The sequence below is a fragment of the Paenibacillus sp. WLX1005 genome (genome assembly GCF_046603685.1).
Lineage (GTDB): Bacteria > Bacillota > Bacilli > Paenibacillales > Paenibacillaceae > Saccharibacillus.
The window spans coordinates 3,524,136-3,540,534 of record NZ_CP176756.1 but is presented as its reverse complement, the minus strand read 5'-3'; the positions used below and the strand labels follow the sequence as shown (position 1 = coordinate 3,540,534).

Genomic DNA, 16,399 nt, shown 5'->3' with positions numbered 1-16,399 from the left:
TAGTTGTAAACGCCACCAAGCTCAATGCTTTGTCTCAGTATACCAAGTCTGACTGCATTGAGATATGAGAATTTGTCGTCTGTATGTATTTAGCCACTTATCAAGCAAATGATTCAGGGAAAGTATGAATTTTGCATGAGGGATTTGACATATCGAACTTATTCGATATACACTGTGTCTCATGACGGAAATCGATATGTTTAAAGCGCTGTCCAATCGGACGCGTCTACAGATTTTGCAATGGTTGAAAGAACCTGAGCAGTATTTTCCCAAACAGCAAGCGCATCTGCCGAAGGAGGTTAGCATCAAGGGCGGTGTGTGTGTCGGCGATATTCAGGACAAGGTGAATCTGTCTCAGTCAACCGTGTCGCATTATCTGTCCATGATGCAGAAGGCGGGACTGCTGGAAGCGGTTCGTTACGGGCAATGGACGTATTATCGGCGCAATGAGGATAACATTAAGCAATTGGCCCGGTTTCTCGATCAGGAAATCTGACCGGGTCAGGTTCTTTTTCGTGTTCTTATATCGAATATTCTCGATATATAAATATAAAGGAGTGGACATCATGACCAAACTGTTGATCTATGCCGCAGCTGTCATTGCGGGTATGTCGCTGAGTATTGAAGCCGCCATCGGCGGTGCGCTCGGTGAACATATCGGCGAGCTGGAGAGCACGTATTACATTTTTATTATCGGGGCAATGGCTACCTTTCTGGTAACGCTCTTCTTCGGTAAAGGGAATTTGAAGCAGATTTTTACTGTACCACGCTGGAATCTGACGGGCGGGCTGCTGGGCGTCGTGTATCTGGGACTGCTCGTAATTAGCGTTACGCTGATCGGTGTAGGCGTATCGGTTACAGCGGTTATCGTCGGACAGATTGTGATGAGTATTATTATTGAGCATTTTGGACTGTTAGGTGCAGAGAGAATTCCATTGAACAAAAACCGAATAGCGGCAGTTGTGCTGCTGGCGGTATCATTCATATTGATTTTATAGGAGGTTGAAGCATGAGTTTAGTATTGATGATATTACCTTTGCTAGCGGGAATCGGACTGAGTATTCAGTCTGCGGTTAACGGTACGCTCGGTCGGCAGATTGGTACGATTGAGAGTGCCTTTTTCACCTTTTTCACCGGAGCGATTGTATTGACGATTGTGGTTAACTTTTTCGGTCAGGGCAATATGCTGAATCTGCATGAAGTGCCGCGCTGGCAATTGCTATGTGCAATCTTCGGCGTTATTTATTTGTCACTGATGGTGTTGGCGGTTCCGAAGATTGGTGTGACAGCAGCGGTTATTTCCGTTATTGTCGGACAACTGGTAGCAAGCATGGCGATTGATCAATTTGGCTGGTTTGAAAGTGCAGTTGTACCGTTTGGCTGGAAACGATTGATCGGTGTTGTACTGATGCTGATTGCGCTGTACTTCGTATTCCGTGAGAAAAAGGCTGATTCAGCAACGACTGCTTGAACATGCTGTAACGTGAATTGCTTATGCGATTAGGATGGGACGCTGGAAAATGCTACAATATACAGAAGCTTATACGCTGCCAAACATGCAATGCGATAACGTTTGCAGCGATTATTGTATTCATAAAATGTAGCAACATCAACGACTGGAGGGAATCTGATGCTTCAACCTGCACTGGTGGAAAACATACTGCAAGCTGCGCTGGAAACGGGCGGCGATTTTGCAGAAGTATTTGTTGAGGATCGAATTGACCGCGATCTGGGCATGATCGGCGGCGTCGTAGAACGTGCGCTGTCCGGGCGGGACTATGGCATCGGAATCCGAATTTTACAGGGCGTATTTTCCGTTTACGCCTATACAAGCGATCTGAGCGAGCATAATTTGATCCAGACCGCGCGCAAGGCAGCTGGCGCACTGAAAGGTGCCAAAGGCGATATTGTACTAAACTTTGACCGTTTGCAAGTAGAAAATCGCCATCCAATCCTGCAACCGCCATCGGCTGCGCAAAATGCACACAAGGTGGATATTTTGCGGCGTGCACATGAAGCGCTCAAAGCTGCTGATCCGTTGATTGAACAAACGTCGGTCGGTATTCTGAATTGGCAACAGCAGGTGTTGATCGCCAACTCGGAAGGGCTATGGGCAGAAGATACCCGTACGTACTCACGACTGCGTCTGAGCGCAGTTGCTGTAGATGGCAATCAGCGTCAGACTGGATTCCGCGGACCTGGTGCACATGCCGGACTGGAATATATCGAAGGGCTGGATATTGAAGCGGAGGCGCGTGAAGCGAGCCGTATCGCTGCCACTATGGTCAAAGCCGATTATGCCCCAAGCGGCAAAGTGCCGGTCGTGATCGAAAATGGCTTTGGTGGTGTGCTGTTCCATGAAGCGTGCGGGCATGGATTGGAATCGACGGCAGTAGGCGTGAACGCGTCCGTGTTTGCAGGGAAGCTTGGTCAGCAGATCGCTTCCCCACTTGTGACTGCTATTGACGATGGTACGATTCCGAACGCATGGGGATCTCTTAATATTGATGACGAAGGCATGAAGACGCAGCGCAACGTGCTGATCGAGAACGGTATTCTCAAAGGCTATCTGATCGACCGTGTCGGTTCGCGCCGTATGAATATGGCACCGACTGGCTCCGGTAGACGGCAATCGTACCGTTTTGCACCAACATCGCGGATGAACAATACATTTATTGCGGAAGGGAATTCGAGCCGCGAAGACATGATAGCCAATACCGAATATGGCATTTATGCCCGTTCGCTTGGCGGGGGTTCGGTCAATACGGCAACAAGTGATTTTAACTTTGCGATCAACGAAGCTTATATGATCCGTAACGGCAAGATCGCTGAACCAGTCAAAGGCGCAACTTTGATCGGTAAAGGCATGGACATCCTGCAAAAAATCGATATGGTTGGTGGCAATCTGGATCACGGTCCGGGCATGTGCGGTTCCGTCAGCGGAAGTCTGCCAGTCAATTGCGGACAGCCGACACTACGTGTATCCGAGATGACCATCGGCGGCAGAAAGGGGGAGTAAGGGATGAATATTACAGAATTCCAGCAGCATTTGTTTGATCAGGGCAAGGTGTACGGTTATACCGAAATGGAAGTGTATTACTCGGCAAGTCGCTCCACCGCAGCCGTTGTACGCAGTGGCGAGGTGGACAGCTATCGTGTCGCTGAGACGCAAGGACTGTCGTTTCGTGGATTGATTAACGGTCAAATGGGCTACGCCTCCACCGAAAAGATCGCTGCCGACAGCATTCCTTTTCTGCTGGACGAAGCCGCTGGCAATGCCGGTATATTGGAAATTGCCGATGATAGCGATCTGTTCGGCGGTTCCGTCTCCTATCCGCAGCTGAACACGTACTCGGAGCAGATCATTCAGACATCTCCCGAAACGCTAATCGCTGCCGCTACTCGTCTGGAACAACTTGTACTGGACAGTGATGAGCGCATTACAATGGTGCGTCAAAGCTCTGCCAGCGTGCGCGAGCATGAGCTGCTGATTGCCAATAGCAAAGGGCTGCATTGCCATCAGCGTGACAGCATTGGTAGTGTAAGTGTATATGTACTCGCCGGAGCTGACAGCGAAACGGTCAGCGGTGGCTGGTTCGACTATGATCTGCGCGACTTTGACGATATCTCCATCGAAGACGTTGCCGCCAAAGCAGTACACGAAGTCGTATCCAAACTCGGTGCCGCACCTGTACCATCGGATAACTATCCGGTTATTCTGCGCGAGGACGCTGCTTCATCGCTGTTGTCTGCACATACGAGCGTATTCTCCGCCGAACAGGTCGAAAAAGGCTTTTCCAGTCTGGTTGGCAAATTAGAACAATCGATCGCCGGCAGCAACATTACCCTGATTGACGATCCGCTGATGGAGTATGTGCCGGGAACGACGATGTTTGACGCCGAAGGCGTAGCTGCCAGCCCGCATACCTTGATCCAAAATGGCGTGCTCAAAACATTCCTGCACAATCGCAAAACCGCTGCCAAAGCTGGGCTATCAACGACAGCCAACGCTTCCAAAGGCGGCTACAAAGGCAAGCTGGGCATCTCATACCATAATCTGTATCTCCAGCCCGGCACTCGCAATCTGGACGAGCTGATCTCATCTATCGAAAAAGGCGTACTGATCACCGAGCTGCAAGGTATGCACGCCGGCACCGACCCAACCAGCGGCAACTTCTCCCTCGCGTGCCTTGGCTATTGGATCGAAAATGGCGTAATCGCTCGCCCCGTCAATCAGATCACCGTCTCTGGCAACTTTTATGAGTTGTTAAACGATGTAGAAGAACTGGGTAGCGATCTGCGTTTCACCGGAAGCTGCACCTCACCATCACTGAAAATCGGCTCCCTGTCGATCTCAGGAAGTTAATAATAAAATCAGGAAACTGACGATATAACACAGTACGCTGATTACAAGGTAATATCACATCATACAACAGCCGATGTACACTGCCCCAAAATGAGTAAAGATCAACAACTCATGGCGAACCAAGTGTACATCGGCAATATTAAAATAGAGCCTAGAACTAAGCGCATACAACATGCTCTGATATATTTTGTTGCCATTGCAGATTGTACTCATTTTACACATCACATTCACATTAAACTATCATCGCCAAATCCTTCTTTTCCTAATCAGCTTCTACAATATCCCCCTAACATTCTTCTTAATCCCTTGTTCTGCACCAATCCCTTCCCGCAGCGTTTGATGCAATCACCACCCATTCCATCACAAAAGCATAAAAATACAACCACCAGCATATTTAACCATCCAAACCCATTCCATGGTACAATAACACCAGCCAACACTGCAGCAACATATACGATCAAACCAAGGCAACTCACAAAATACAAATGTTCAGCACATTAATCCATTCTGAACACCGCATAACAAATCTATACTGACCTTACATTGTGATATAGCACCACGCGCCACATTGCGCCAGCCATCACATCAGTCGACAGGAAATGAACGGAGGACAACGATGTATTTACACGGAAGCAGTACCATCAACGAACAAGGACATCTGCAAATTGGTGGCTGTGATACGCTCGAACTGAAAGAGCAGTATGGCACGCCTTTATATATTATGGACGAGCAGCTGATTCGTCAGCGCTGTCGCGAATACATGGATGCGTTTCGCGCAACTGGCATGCAGTTTCAGGTTGCGTATGCCAGCAAAGCATTTTGTACAATGGCAATCTGCCGCATTGTCGAAGAGGAAGGATTATCGCTGGATGTCGTATCCGAAGGCGAATTGCATACAGCGCTGGAAGCAGGCTTCCCGGCAGCACGCATCCATTTTCACGGCAATAACAAAACACCGGATGAGCTGGAAATGGCACTGGATGCGCAAATTGGTTGCTTTGTCGTCGATAATTTTATCGAGCTGCAAATGCTGAATGCCATCGCTGCTGAAAAAGGGCTAAAACCTGCTATTTTACTGCGCGTGACGCCGGGCGTGGAAGCTCATACACATGAGTTTATTTCTACTGGACAGGAAGATTCCAAATTCGGCTTTGATATCGGTAACGGATCAGCGGAGGAAGCAGTGAAGCAGGCGCATCAATTGCCGCACGTCGAGCTGCTGGGACTGCATTCGCATATCGGATCGCAGATTTTTGAAGTGGACGGCTTTGAAGTGGCGGCACAGCGGGTAGCGGATTTTGCTCGTCAATTGCAGCAGGAAGTAGGCGTAAGCTTTAAAGTGATCAACTTAGGTGGCGGATTCGGTATTCGTTATATCGAAGAAGATACTCCACTGGCGGCGCATACGTATGTGGAAGCAATCGCCAATGCAGTCAAGCAGCAGTTTGCTGGTTTGGAAGGCGAATTGCCACAAATCTGGATCGAACCGGGTCGCAGTATTGTCGGTGATGCAGGGACAACGTTGTACACAATCGGTACAAGCAAAGACATTCCGGGTGTGCGCAAGTATGTGTCTGTCGATGGCGGCATGACCGACAACCCACGTCCAGCGCTATATGATGCCAAATACGAAGCATTGCTTGCCAATCGGGTTAACGATGAGCCATCCGAACTTGTATCCATCGCTGGTAAATGTTGCGAGAGCGGCGATATGCTGATCTGGGATATTGAGCTGGCAGAGCCAGTTGCTGGTGATCTGCTGGCGGTTCCATGTACCGGTGCGTACAACTATTCGATGGCAAGCAATTACAATCGTATCCGTCGTCCGGCAGTGGTGCTGGTTAATGATGGGCAGAGTGATCTGATCGTAGAGCGCGAGAGTTTTGAAGATATTACGCGCAAAGATGTCGTGCCTGCACGTCTGCGTGCATCGGTAACGTCGCGCAGCTAGATGGCAGCATTTGCATATCCTTTGCGTAAAGAGCAATTTCATAGTACACTGATAGGGTGCTGTGCCGAGGACGATGATGTCTGCGGGTACGGCATCCTGTGTTTATCCGTCAACCTGCCGTTGTCATTGCAAGGAACAGGCAGTATTCGTCGCATGAATCAATGCTGCGAGTAGACGAACCAAGGAACGCGGGATATGGGTTTACATGATACGGCATGATTATCATGCTTAATGCTGAGAGGAGATAGATTATTCATGACGAAACAAGCAAAAGTAAAATTGGAAAATGGCGGCGAGGTTGTTATCGATCTGTTCGAACAAGACGCGCCTAACACAGTAGCAAACTTTGAAAAACTGGCAAACGATGGCTTCTACAATGGTCTTGTTTTCCACCGTGTGATCCCAGGCTTCGTAGCACAAGGTGGTTGTCCAACTGGTACAGGCACAGGCGGTCCTGGCTACACAATCAACTGTGAGATCAACCCGAACAAACACGAGCGCGGTACACTGGCTATGGCGCACGCTGGTCGCAACACAGGCGGAAGCCAATTCTACATCTGCTACCAACCACAACCACATCTGGACGGTCAACATACCGTTTTCGGTAAAGTGGTTAAAGGTATGGAGTATGTAGACGCATTCCAAGGTCGCGACAAAATGGAATCCGTTGAGATCGTTGAAGCGTAATTCAATATCTATCAGAAGGCTACACACCTTGTAAAAGAGCTGTGCGGTCATGAGGAAACAAAGATGCCGGGCATATACATGTCTGGCATCTTTGTTATGAATATTTTTAATAAATATTTTTTGAAATTATCATGTTGGTTGTTAGATGCAGCAGGATAGCCTATACATATTTTACACTTAAACATCATAACGTTATATTTTAATATGATCCAAAATGTGATATGGTAATACAAAGAAATAAAAGCCCGCGTTATTTACCATGGCGAACAGGAGGTGGACATCTTGCGCAATCATTCCAACAAACAGAACAAACAAGAACCTCTGCCCTCTGCATCGTCTACATTCATATCAGAGATAGAGTCGGCTACAGAAGACAATATCCAAGCTACCGCAGATGCTAACCAACAAACTGATATGCCATCTACATCCTCACTTTCTTCTACCGAATCACTATTGTTGCAGCATGTGCGATTGCTGGATCAACGTCTGGTAAATATCCGGTTGGACGATGGAATCGTTACAACGATTACGCCTTACCAGCCACCATCAGACCAGCCATCATCAGAACTAAAGTTCCATTCATCTGCTGCATTAGAGCAGCATACAGCAGACGGCAACAACGTACATATTGTGGATTGCCATGGCTGGTACGTATCGACCGGATGGATTGACCTACATGTGCACGCGTATGCTGAATTGTCGCCCTATGGTGACGATATGGATGAGATCGGTATCCAGCATGGTGTAACAACGATTGTAGATGCAGGTAGCTGTGGTGCGGACGAGGTTGGGATTTTGCTGGAAAAGGGACAGTCAGCGCAAACGTCATTACTCGCGTTTTTGAACATTTCCAAAATCGGACTACGGCGTACAGATGAATTATCGCAACTGGAATGGATTGACGAAGAGCTGGCAGTGCAGGCGGCACAACGATACAGCGAGCAGATTATCGGATTGAAGGCACGAATTAGCTCCAGTGTAGTTAAGGCAAGCGGATTAGAGCCGCTGCGCCGGGCACGTCAACTGTCCGAGCGATTGCAGTTGCCGCTTATGGTACATATTGGCTCTGGTCCGCCGGATATTCGCGATGTGCTGAATCTGTTAGCAGATGGCGATGTGATTACGCATTATTTGAACGGTAAGGATAACAATCTGTTTGATAATACGGGACAGCCTTTACCAGAATTGCTGGCGGCGCTGGCACGCGGCGTGCATCTGGATGTGGGACATGGCTCAGCCAGCTTTTCATTTGAAGTGGCGGAGCAGGCACGTGCTGCGGGCATTGCACTACAAACGATTAGCACTGATATTTATCGCGGCAACCGACTGGACGGTCCGGTGTATAATATGTCCAACGTACTCAGCAAATTTTGGCTGCTAGGATATGAACTGGAGCAGATCATCGACGCGGTTACGAAGACAGCGGCACAATGGCTGCGCCGACCGGAGCTGGCAGTGCTGGAAGTGGGGCATCCAGCTGATCTGACTCTATTTTCCATTGAGCAAGCGACGACGATCTTAACTGATTCGAATGGACAGCAACGCGAGAGCAATCAATTGATTACAGCCAGAGGAGTGGTAAAAGATGGAACATTCTTTGCATGCTAAATACGGCTTGAAACGTGTGATCAATGCCAGTGGACGCATGAGTATACTCGGCGTCTCGGCACCGACCGATACGATTATGGAAGCGATGAAGATTGGTGGGCAGAGTTATGTGGAGATTGCCGATCTGGTCAATAAGGCAGGTGATCGTGTTGCAAGTACAATCGGTTCGGAAGCCGCAGTTGTCGTCAATTCGGCATCCAGCGGCATCGCATTGTCGGTAGCAGCAGTCGTGACGCAAGGTGATCATCGGCGCAGTATGAGATTGCATCAGGAGCCGCTACTACGCAATGAGATTTTGCTATTCAAAGGGCATAATGTACAGTATGGCGCACCGATCGAGACGATGGTCTACCTGGGCGGTGGACGTATTACCGAGGTCGGTTATGCGAACGAAGGGAAGGCGCTACATTTGGAAGAAGCGATCTCTGAGCAGACCGCTGCCATTCTGTATGTGAAGTCGCATCATAGTGTACAGAAAAATATGATCTCCTACAAGGAAGCATGGGAGGTGGCACAGCGCAATCAGATTCCGCTCATTATCGACGCCGCCGCAGAGGAGGAGTTGCAGGCATTCATTCCATACTGTGATCTTGTCATTTTCAGCGGTTCCAAAGCGATTGAAGGTCCTTCGTCGGGAATTGTAGCAGGTAAGCGTCAATATATCGAATGGCTAAAGGTACAGCTGCATGGCATCGGTCGCAGTATGAAGGTAGGCAAGGAAACAACCTTCGGTCTGCTACAGGCGTTGGATGAATACAGTCACAAGCCGGACAATAGCGAAGTCGAAAAGCAGGCGTTGCAAGACGTACTGGTGCCGTTGTCGGATACGTTGCCGGGGGTAAACGTAGTCATTGTGCAGGATGAAGCGGGACGTGCTATTTTCCGAGGCAGAGTGCATATCGACGAGTCTATCGCACGCTACGATGCGATTCAGGTGAACGATCAACTGCGTGAAGGCGAGATTGCTATTTATACAAGGGATTATGGAATACGTCAGGGATTTTTTGATATTGATCCACGTCCGCTGCTAGGTGACGATCTTCAAGTAATCGCTAGTCGTCTACGCGAAATTATAGGGGGTTAATCTATGAACCAATCCACATCTTCAACGGCATCTGAGCAGAACCTATTCCCGGCGATGGCGAAGCGTCTGTATCGCGGACGGGCAGCGCTGAATGTACTGGCGGGCAGTATAGAAAATGCAAAGGATATCTTTGCAGCCGCGGAAGGGCATGTACTAGTCGGTGTCTTATCCAAAAGCTATCCAGATGCAGCGACAGCAATAACAGCGATGCGTGAATACGGGAGTGAGATCGAGGACGCGGTATCCATCGGTCTGGGCGCAGGTGATCATCGGCAGGCAGCGGTCGTAGCCGACATTGCAGCGCAATATGGCGGTACCCATATCAATCAGGTCTTTCCGGCAGTTGGACGAACGCGTGCCCAGCTTGGCAAGCGAGATAGCTGGATTAACAGTCTCGTATCGCCAAGTGGCAAGCCCGGTTATGTCAACATCTCAACTGGTCCATTCAGCGCCGCAACGCAGCCTGCCATTGTACCGATTGAGGCGTCAATTGCACTCATTCGCGATATGGGAGGCAATGCGATCAAGTATTTTCCAATGAAAGGATTGCAGCTGGAAGATGAATATCGCGCGGTAGTGAAGGCATGTGCGGCGGCAAATTTTGCACTGGAGCCGACTGGTGGCATCGATCTGGATAACTTTGAACCAATAGTACAAATCGCGCTGGAAGCTGGCGTGCCACAGGTGATTCCGCATGTGTACTCATCCATTATCGACAGCGATGGCAATACCAATGTGCAGGATGTACAGACCCTGCTGAGTAAACTGAAAAAGCTGGTGGATGCGTATGCCTGAACAGCCGAATGACATTTCGGCAACACGGAGTTGTAAGGTCGGAGCGTTTGGCGAAGTGATGATGCGCTTGCAGGTGCCTGGTGTGGAGACACTGGCGCAGGGGAACGAGCTGCGGTATTCCTTTTCCGGTACTGGTGTGAATATTACCTCTGCCTTAACACGATTACGTCATGACGGCTATCTCGTATCGACGCTACCAGCAACGCCACTCGGTGAGGCGGCAATCTCACATCTGCGGCGGCTTGGTATCTCCACTTCGCTGATCCAACGCGGTGGTCAGCATCTGGGCATGTACTTTTTGGAAAATGGATTTGGACCGCGTCAGAGCCGAGTGACGTATAATGATCGACTTGGTAGTAGCTTCAACACATCGCCAATTCATGTGTACGATGAACAACAGATCGCTGCAACCGTCGAGCTGATGCACTTCTGCGGGATTACGCTGGCGATGAACGATACTGTTCGGCAACAGATGCTGCAGCTGGCGCAAGCGATGCAGGCACAAGGGAAACAGGTGGTGTTTGACTGTAACTTCCGTCCGTCTCTATGGGGACCAGACAGTTATGAATTTGCGCGTCCTCATTATCAGAAGATGCTTTATATGGCAGATATTGTTATGATGAATGAACGGGATGCAATGGGCATTCTCGGTATGCCCTGTGAGAGTGGGGAACGGCAGCTGCAATTAAAACAATTGATTCCACACGTAGCTGCACAGTATGATATTCCTGTAATTGCCGGAACGCATCGTGCGATTCTGAGCAACCATATGCACTCGTTACAGGGCTACATGTATAAGAATGGCTCGTTTACTTTTTCCAAAAGTCTGACATTCCCCGTTCATGACCGGATTGGCGCAGGCGATGCGTACACATCAGGCATTATTCACGGTGAGCTGAGTGACTGGATACCGCAGCAGACGGTGGATTTTGCCGCAGCGGCAGCGATGCTGGCGCATACCGTCACTGGCGATACCCCGCTGTCTACCGAAACGGAGATTATGCAGGCGATGGCGGATATGTACAGGGATGTGGACAGGTAACGGGCGGAAAGGCAGGACATCCATGTCCATTACGCGTAAAAAAGGACCTCTTTATTTACAAATCAAAAAAATTATCAAAGACCGCATCATGCACGGCGTGTACCCACTCGGCACGACCATTCCATCGGAGCCGCAGCTAGAAAAAGAATTCAGTGTCAGCAAAATGACCGTCCGCAACGCCGTGCAAGAGCTGGCGCAGGAAGGCTATGTGGAAAAGCGCAGCGGCGTTGGCACTACCGTCATCCGCAATACGTCATTGTCCAAATTGTCCAAAGGCAAACGGTTTACCGAGCTTCTGGTCGAAAACGGACACCAGATTCGTAAGCAGCTGCTGCACACCTCGTGGATGAACAATGAACCAGATAGCCCGCTATACCAGCACTTTGGTTCACGTTGCCTGAAGGTCGAACGGCTGTACTGGCTGGACGAGCAACCGTATATTCATTACGTGCACTATCTGGCATCGGTATTCCCACAGACGTTATCGCTGGAAGGACTATCGCTGCAATCGCTGTACGATCTGATTGAGGAATACGGCATTGAGCTACACAATTTCCGCGACAGCTTTACCGTATCATCGGCGAATGAGGATACAGCGAAGCTGCTGCAAGTGAAGCCGCAGAGCGTTATTCTGGAACGGCTGCGTTATTCGTACGATATTGATGGCAATCTGGTGGAGTACAGCCAAGGCTTTTACAATACGGGCTTGCAGCATTATCTGGTAAATTACGACGTGTAGCAAGGCACGATATCTCAATGATCAGATGACTCTTATCCAATGACTACGACGACTGGACGAACTTCAATTCGGATAGTCGTCTTTGTTATACAGATTTACAAATTCCATGCCTGCCCCAGCAAGTGAATGCCCGTACGAATATCTGCATCCGATAGACCGGCGAAGCGCTTCGCTTGATTCCATTTTCCAGCAGATACGATCCCTATCGGGCAAGTAGGAAGCAGATATGGCATAATGAAATAGATACAAAAGGAATGCCTACACATCAGCGGACAGGGGAGAAAGAATATGAGTGGAACCTTATACATACATGGCGTATTTGCCGCGCCCACTGGCATAACAGCAGGTCATAATGCGGTGTATGTCGAGCAGGGCATCATCCGCGCGATTGGCAGCCGCGACGAATTGAAGCTTCAATTATCCGGCTCCGATTACCAGATCGTAGACTGGGATGGGGGTCATGTACTACCCGGATTGGTCGATTCGCATATGCATCTGTCCATGCACGGCATGAAGCTATCGATGCTGGACTTTTCTAACGTTACGTCCAAAGAGCAGATGGTACAGTTAATCCGTGAGCGTGTACAGGTGACACCGGCAGGAGAATGGATTGTTGGTCTGAACTGGAATGAAAATGCCTTTCAACCCGCAGTGCCGCCGCTGCGTGAGGAATTGGATGAGATCACGACCGATCATCCGATCTATCTCACTCGAACATGCTTTCATGCTTTTCTTGCTAACAGCACAGCATTTCAGCGGGCAGGTGTACACAACGATACGCCCAATCCACCGTCTGGCTCGTTTGGACGTAATGAACAGGGTGAGCTGAACGGCTGGGTCTATGAAGAAGCGAATCAATATTTTACACGTATCCAGCCAGAGCCAGATTATGAAACGAAAAAGTCAGCCATTCGGCGCGCCTGTGAAGACGGTCTACGACTTGGTCTGACTGGTGCGCATACAGAGGATTTGCGCTTTCTTGGCAGTATCGAGACGATGCTGCGCATTCACCGTGAGCTACGGGAAGAAGGGCTTCGTTTTCGCAGTCATCAGCTGCTCTATTATACGCATCTGGATGAAGCGGAAGCGCGGAATGTACGTGCAGGCGATGGAGATGAATGGCTGCGCATCGGTGCCGCCAAAATATTCTCCGATGGTGCAATTGGCGGACGAACGGCGCTGCTGCAACAGCCGTATAGCGATGATCCGTCCACCGCTGGCATGGCGATTCACGATCAGCAGCTGCTGGATGAATTGACCGCACGCGCTCGCCGTCTTGGATTTCCAATTGCTGTACATGCGATTGGCGATGGCGCTGCTCATATGACATTGACGGCGATGGAACGGAATCCGCTGCAAGGCATTAGCCATTTGCCAGATCGGTTTATTCATGCGCAGGTGTTAGATGCAGCATTGCTGCAACGAATGACAGCATTGCCGCTAATTGCCGACATTCAACCACGCTTTGTTGCCAGTGATTTTCCATGGGTATTGGATCGGGTAGGTGCGGAACGAACAGCTTATCTATATGCTTGGAAAAAGCTGCTGCAAGCAGGTATTGTATGTGCAGGTGGTAGCGATGCTCCCATCGAACCGCTTGATCCGCTGCTGGGCATGCACGCCGCGGTTACTCGTCGTCGCCCGGATCAAAGTGAACCAGCATCTGGTTATTTGCCAGATGAGCGTCTGAGCATCGCCGAAGCAGTAAATTTGTTCACGTCTGGCAGCGCTGCGGCAGTGAGTGAACAACAGACACGCGGTAGTATCGAAGTAGGCAAAGCCGCCGACTTTACCGTATTGGATCGCGATCTGTATACCGGAGCGGAGCAATTATTGAATGCTCAAGTTCGCATGACGATTGTGAACGGCGAGACTGCGTATACCGGTGCTTGAACATAAAACAAACCATAACCCTGATGACATCAAGTATCAGGGTTATTCGGCGTTGGCATTGTATGCTGCGCAACTTCATTCAGGAAAGCAGAGAGTGCCGGAGTCGTCAGCGTATCTTTGCGTTTCACAAATAGTGTATCCACAGCGGAATATGGAACAGGTAGAGTGTGGCTGATCACCTTGCCCTGTGCTTCATAAGCCGCAACGATCGACAACGGCAATAGGCTGATGCCCATGCCAGCACCTACGCAGGCAATGATCGTTTCCAATGTGCCAAACTCCATCATTTTGACTGGCAATACCCCTTCATCCTGTAACAGCATATGCAGGCGAGCACGGTAGGAACAGCCTTTGCGAAAAACGAGCATGGTACGGTTATGCAGCTCATGCACTGAGGGCAAAGCAGGCTGATCTGGCGAAGTGATCAGCACAAGTTGTTCGTCCATCACCTTATGCTGCATCAACTCTGGATGATCCACCGGACCTGCGACAAATGCGCCGTCCAGCTCGTAATGAAGCACCTTCTGTAACAATTGATCGGTAGCGCCTGTAATGAGCGAGAAGTCGACATGCGGATACTGGCGATGATAACGTGCCAGCGCATCCGGTAATCGTACAGCAGCAGTCGTTTCCATCGAGCCAATCGTCAATGGACCGCGAGGAGAAGACGTATCATTGACTGCTGTTCTAGCTTCGGCAACGGTATGCAGGATCTTTTCGGTATACGATAACAGTACATGCCCAGCAGGTGTTAACGTAATGCCATGTTTATGACGGTAAAATAACGACGTCTGCATATCTGCTTCCAGCTGTTGAATTTTGCTAGTCACATTGGATTGTGCGTAATTTAACGTTTTCGCCGTTTGCGTAATAGTGCCTTCACGCGCTGCCTGTCTGAAAATTTCCAGTAAATGAAGATCCATGATGTCCTCCAGCCGCATCATCCATCTGAAATGGAGATGCCTGTGATCTGATTTTCGGATTATACAGGATCGTTGCATCCCATGTAAACTGAATCTATTCCTGTTCTTGTTCCTATTTCTGTTCATGTTCATCGAAGCAGTGGATTTGTGTACGTCATACAACTTACTAACAATAAGACCTAGGTATTCCCACTAGACCTATACAGGGAGGCTTCTCATTATGCATACATCCGCAAGTAATTCTCTGTGTCAACGACTTGGTATCCGCTATCCTATCATACTCGCGGGTATGGCGGGCATTCCCAATATGGCTCTACTCGTAGCTGCTGTATCCAATGCAGGTGGATTGGGTACGCTCGGTGCCGCTTATATGGAGCCAGAGCAGTTGCATACTGCGATTCAGGAAATTAGAACATTCACGTCGCTGCCCTTTGCAGTCAATGTGTTTGCCCATATTGGCGAGGACGATTATACCAACTTTGAAACCGTCAACGATCAATTGCAGGCGACGCGGGACGAGCTGGGAATTCCACGTCCGACACAGAAGCAGATTCATACCCGCCAGATTCTAGAAGAACAATTGGACATTCTGATCCGGCAAAAGGTTCCAGTGATCAGCACGACATTTGGCTTATTGTCTGAGTCTCAAATGGAACTGATCCACTCGGCGGGCATTCAGGTGATGGCAACTGCGACTACGGTCAACGAAGCGATTCAAGCGGAGCAGAGCGGGTGTCATTATGTTGTCGCTCAGGGCAGTGAAGCCGGTGGGCACCGCGGAACATTTGACCTATCATCAACAGATCTTGGCGCTAATATCGGCAGTATCGCACTCATTCCGCAAATTGTTGATCATGTGCGCATTCCGGTTATTGCTGCTGGTGGCATCATGGACGGTAGAGGGCTGGTTGCGGCGCTGGCGCTTGGTGCACAGGGCGTACAATTAGGCACGCGCTTTCTAACAGCTAGCGAATCCGGCGCACATCCAGCTTATCAGCAAGCTTTACTGAACAGCACGGAGGAGAGCACCGTGCTGACGCATTCTTTTTCAGGTCGCCCTGCTAGAGGCGTATCCAATACGTTTATACAGCAATGGAATGCAGGCGGATTGCCACCCCTATCCTTTCCTACTCAAAATTCACTGACAAGAGATATCCGAAATGCTGCTGCTCAGCAGAATCGTTCTGAGTATATGGCACTCTGGGCAGGTCAGGGTACTAGAATGCTATCGTCCAATCAGTCTGCTTCAGACATCATACAGCAGATCATCCATGAAGCGAATCAGGTCAAAGAACGACTGTAACGTATTCC

General features: G+C 49.4%; 15 protein-coding genes. 14 read left to right on the top strand and 1 reads right to left on the bottom strand.

Annotated elements, in window-relative coordinates:
• The first annotated feature begins 181 nt into the window (after positions 1–181).
• The 13 genes from ACE3MZ_RS15110 (at position 182) to ACE3MZ_RS15050 (ending at position 14,165) form a co-directional block, all read left to right on the top strand.
• Positions 182–496: an ArsR/SmtB family transcription factor gene (locus ACE3MZ_RS15110; protein WP_411342976.1), complete on the top strand. Its 315-nt coding sequence runs from the start codon at positions 182–184 to the stop codon at positions 494–496.
• 70 nt (positions 497–566) lie between these two features.
• Positions 567–998 carry a DMT family transporter gene (locus ACE3MZ_RS15105; protein WP_411342975.1) on the top strand — a complete coding sequence of 144 codons (432 nt, stop codon included), beginning with the start codon at positions 567–569 and terminating at the stop codon, positions 996–998.
• 11 nt (positions 999–1,009) lie between these two features.
• Positions 1,010–1,471, top strand: coding sequence for a DMT family transporter (locus ACE3MZ_RS15100; protein WP_411342974.1), 462 nt, complete (start codon positions 1,010–1,012; stop codon positions 1,469–1,471).
• 159 nt (positions 1,472–1,630) lie between these two features.
• A complete protein-coding gene (locus ACE3MZ_RS15095; RefSeq protein WP_411342973.1) occupies positions 1,631–3,019 on the top strand; it encodes a TldD/PmbA family protein in 1,389 nt (462 codons plus the stop codon).
• Between the two features lie 3 nt (positions 3,020–3,022).
• Positions 3,023–4,366, top strand: coding sequence for a TldD/PmbA family protein (locus ACE3MZ_RS15090; RefSeq protein ID WP_411342972.1), 1,344 nt, complete (start codon positions 3,023–3,025; stop codon positions 4,364–4,366).
• A gap of 616 nt (positions 4,367–4,982) precedes the next feature.
• A complete protein-coding gene (gene lysA, locus ACE3MZ_RS15085; RefSeq protein WP_411342971.1) occupies positions 4,983–6,317 on the top strand; it encodes a diaminopimelate decarboxylase in 1,335 nt (444 codons plus the stop codon).
• A gap of 255 nt (positions 6,318–6,572) precedes the next feature.
• On the top strand, positions 6,573–7,004 hold the full coding sequence (locus ACE3MZ_RS15080; protein ID WP_411342970.1) for a peptidylprolyl isomerase: 432 nt from the start codon (positions 6,573–6,575) through the stop codon (positions 7,002–7,004).
• Positions 7,005–7,418: 414 nt separating this feature from the next.
• On the top strand, positions 7,419–8,612 hold the full coding sequence (locus ACE3MZ_RS15075) for an amidohydrolase/deacetylase family metallohydrolase (RefSeq protein WP_411346807.1): 1,194 nt from the start codon (positions 7,419–7,421) through the stop codon (positions 8,610–8,612).
• Entirely contained in the window at positions 8,590–9,696 is a 1,107-nt protein-coding gene (locus tag ACE3MZ_RS15070; protein ID WP_411342969.1) for a DgaE family pyridoxal phosphate-dependent ammonia lyase, read from the top strand. The genes ACE3MZ_RS15075 and ACE3MZ_RS15070 overlap by 23 nt, the downstream gene beginning before the upstream one ends.
• Before the next feature lie 54 nt (positions 9,697–9,750).
• Positions 9,751–10,491, top strand: coding sequence for a 2-dehydro-3-deoxy-phosphogluconate aldolase (dagF, locus tag ACE3MZ_RS15065; protein WP_411346806.1), 741 nt, complete (start codon positions 9,751–9,753; stop codon positions 10,489–10,491).
• Positions 10,484–11,533: a sugar kinase gene (locus tag ACE3MZ_RS15060; protein ID WP_411342968.1), complete on the top strand. Its 1,050-nt coding sequence runs from the start codon at positions 10,484–10,486 to the stop codon at positions 11,531–11,533. Before dagF ends, ACE3MZ_RS15060 begins: the two co-directional genes overlap by 8 nt.
• 22 nt (positions 11,534–11,555) lie before the next feature.
• Positions 11,556–12,272, top strand: a complete 717-nt coding sequence (locus ACE3MZ_RS15055; protein WP_411342967.1) for a GntR family transcriptional regulator — start codon at positions 11,556–11,558, stop codon at positions 12,270–12,272.
• A gap of 288 nt (positions 12,273–12,560) precedes the next feature.
• Complete coding sequence (locus ACE3MZ_RS15050) at positions 12,561–14,165, top strand: amidohydrolase (protein ID WP_411342966.1); 1,605 nt, start codon at positions 12,561–12,563, stop codon at positions 14,163–14,165.
• A gap of 29 nt (positions 14,166–14,194) precedes the next feature.
• On the opposite strand, the gene ACE3MZ_RS15045 is transcribed toward ACE3MZ_RS15050, so the two are convergent.
• Positions 14,195–15,088 carry a LysR substrate-binding domain-containing protein gene (locus tag ACE3MZ_RS15045; RefSeq protein ID WP_411342965.1) on the bottom strand — a complete coding sequence of 298 codons (894 nt, stop codon included), beginning with the start codon at positions 15,086–15,088 and terminating at the stop codon, positions 14,195–14,197.
• 220 nt (positions 15,089–15,308) lie between these two features.
• Here ACE3MZ_RS15045 and ACE3MZ_RS15040 point away from each other — a divergent pair, with 220 nt between their 5' ends.
• Entirely contained in the window at positions 15,309–16,391 is a 1,083-nt protein-coding gene (locus ACE3MZ_RS15040; protein WP_411342964.1) for an NAD(P)H-dependent flavin oxidoreductase, read from the top strand.
• The last annotated feature ends 8 nt before the right edge of the window (positions 16,392–16,399 follow it).

Bases quoted from the DNA above. Each gene is read 5' to 3' on its own strand.
- ACE3MZ_RS15075 (WP_411346807.1), top strand. From the start codon at position 7,419: ATGCCATCTACATCCTCACTTTCTTCTACCGAATCACTATTGTTGCAG.
- ACE3MZ_RS15070 (WP_411342969.1), top strand. From the start codon at position 8,590: ATGGAACATTCTTTGCATGCTAAATACGGCTTGAAACGTGTGATCAAT.
- ACE3MZ_RS15040 (WP_411342964.1), top strand. From the start codon at position 15,309: ATGCATACATCCGCAAGTAATTCTCTGTGTCAACGACTTGGTATCCGC.
- dagF (WP_411346806.1), top strand. From the start codon at position 9,751: ATGGCGAAGCGTCTGTATCGCGGACGGGCAGCGCTGAATGTACTGGCG.
- ACE3MZ_RS15105 (WP_411342975.1), top strand. From the start codon at position 567: ATGACCAAACTGTTGATCTATGCCGCAGCTGTCATTGCGGGTATGTCG.
- ACE3MZ_RS15055 (WP_411342967.1), top strand. From the start codon at position 11,556: ATGTCCATTACGCGTAAAAAAGGACCTCTTTATTTACAAATCAAAAAA.
- ACE3MZ_RS15080 (WP_411342970.1), top strand. From the start codon at position 6,573: ATGACGAAACAAGCAAAAGTAAAATTGGAAAATGGCGGCGAGGTTGTT.
- ACE3MZ_RS15045 (WP_411342965.1), bottom strand. From the start codon at position 15,088: ATGGATCTTCATTTACTGGAAATTTTCAGACAGGCAGCGCGTGAAGGC.
- lysA (WP_411342971.1), top strand. From the start codon at position 4,983: ATGTATTTACACGGAAGCAGTACCATCAACGAACAAGGACATCTGCAA.
- ACE3MZ_RS15050 (WP_411342966.1), top strand. From the start codon at position 12,561: ATGAGTGGAACCTTATACATACATGGCGTATTTGCCGCGCCCACTGGC.
- ACE3MZ_RS15090 (WP_411342972.1), top strand. From the start codon at position 3,023: ATGAATATTACAGAATTCCAGCAGCATTTGTTTGATCAGGGCAAGGTG.
- ACE3MZ_RS15100 (WP_411342974.1), top strand. From the start codon at position 1,010: ATGAGTTTAGTATTGATGATATTACCTTTGCTAGCGGGAATCGGACTG.
- ACE3MZ_RS15060 (WP_411342968.1), top strand. From the start codon at position 10,484: ATGCCTGAACAGCCGAATGACATTTCGGCAACACGGAGTTGTAAGGTC.
- ACE3MZ_RS15110 (WP_411342976.1), top strand. From the start codon at position 182: ATGACGGAAATCGATATGTTTAAAGCGCTGTCCAATCGGACGCGTCTA.
- ACE3MZ_RS15095 (WP_411342973.1), top strand. From the start codon at position 1,631: ATGCTTCAACCTGCACTGGTGGAAAACATACTGCAAGCTGCGCTGGAA.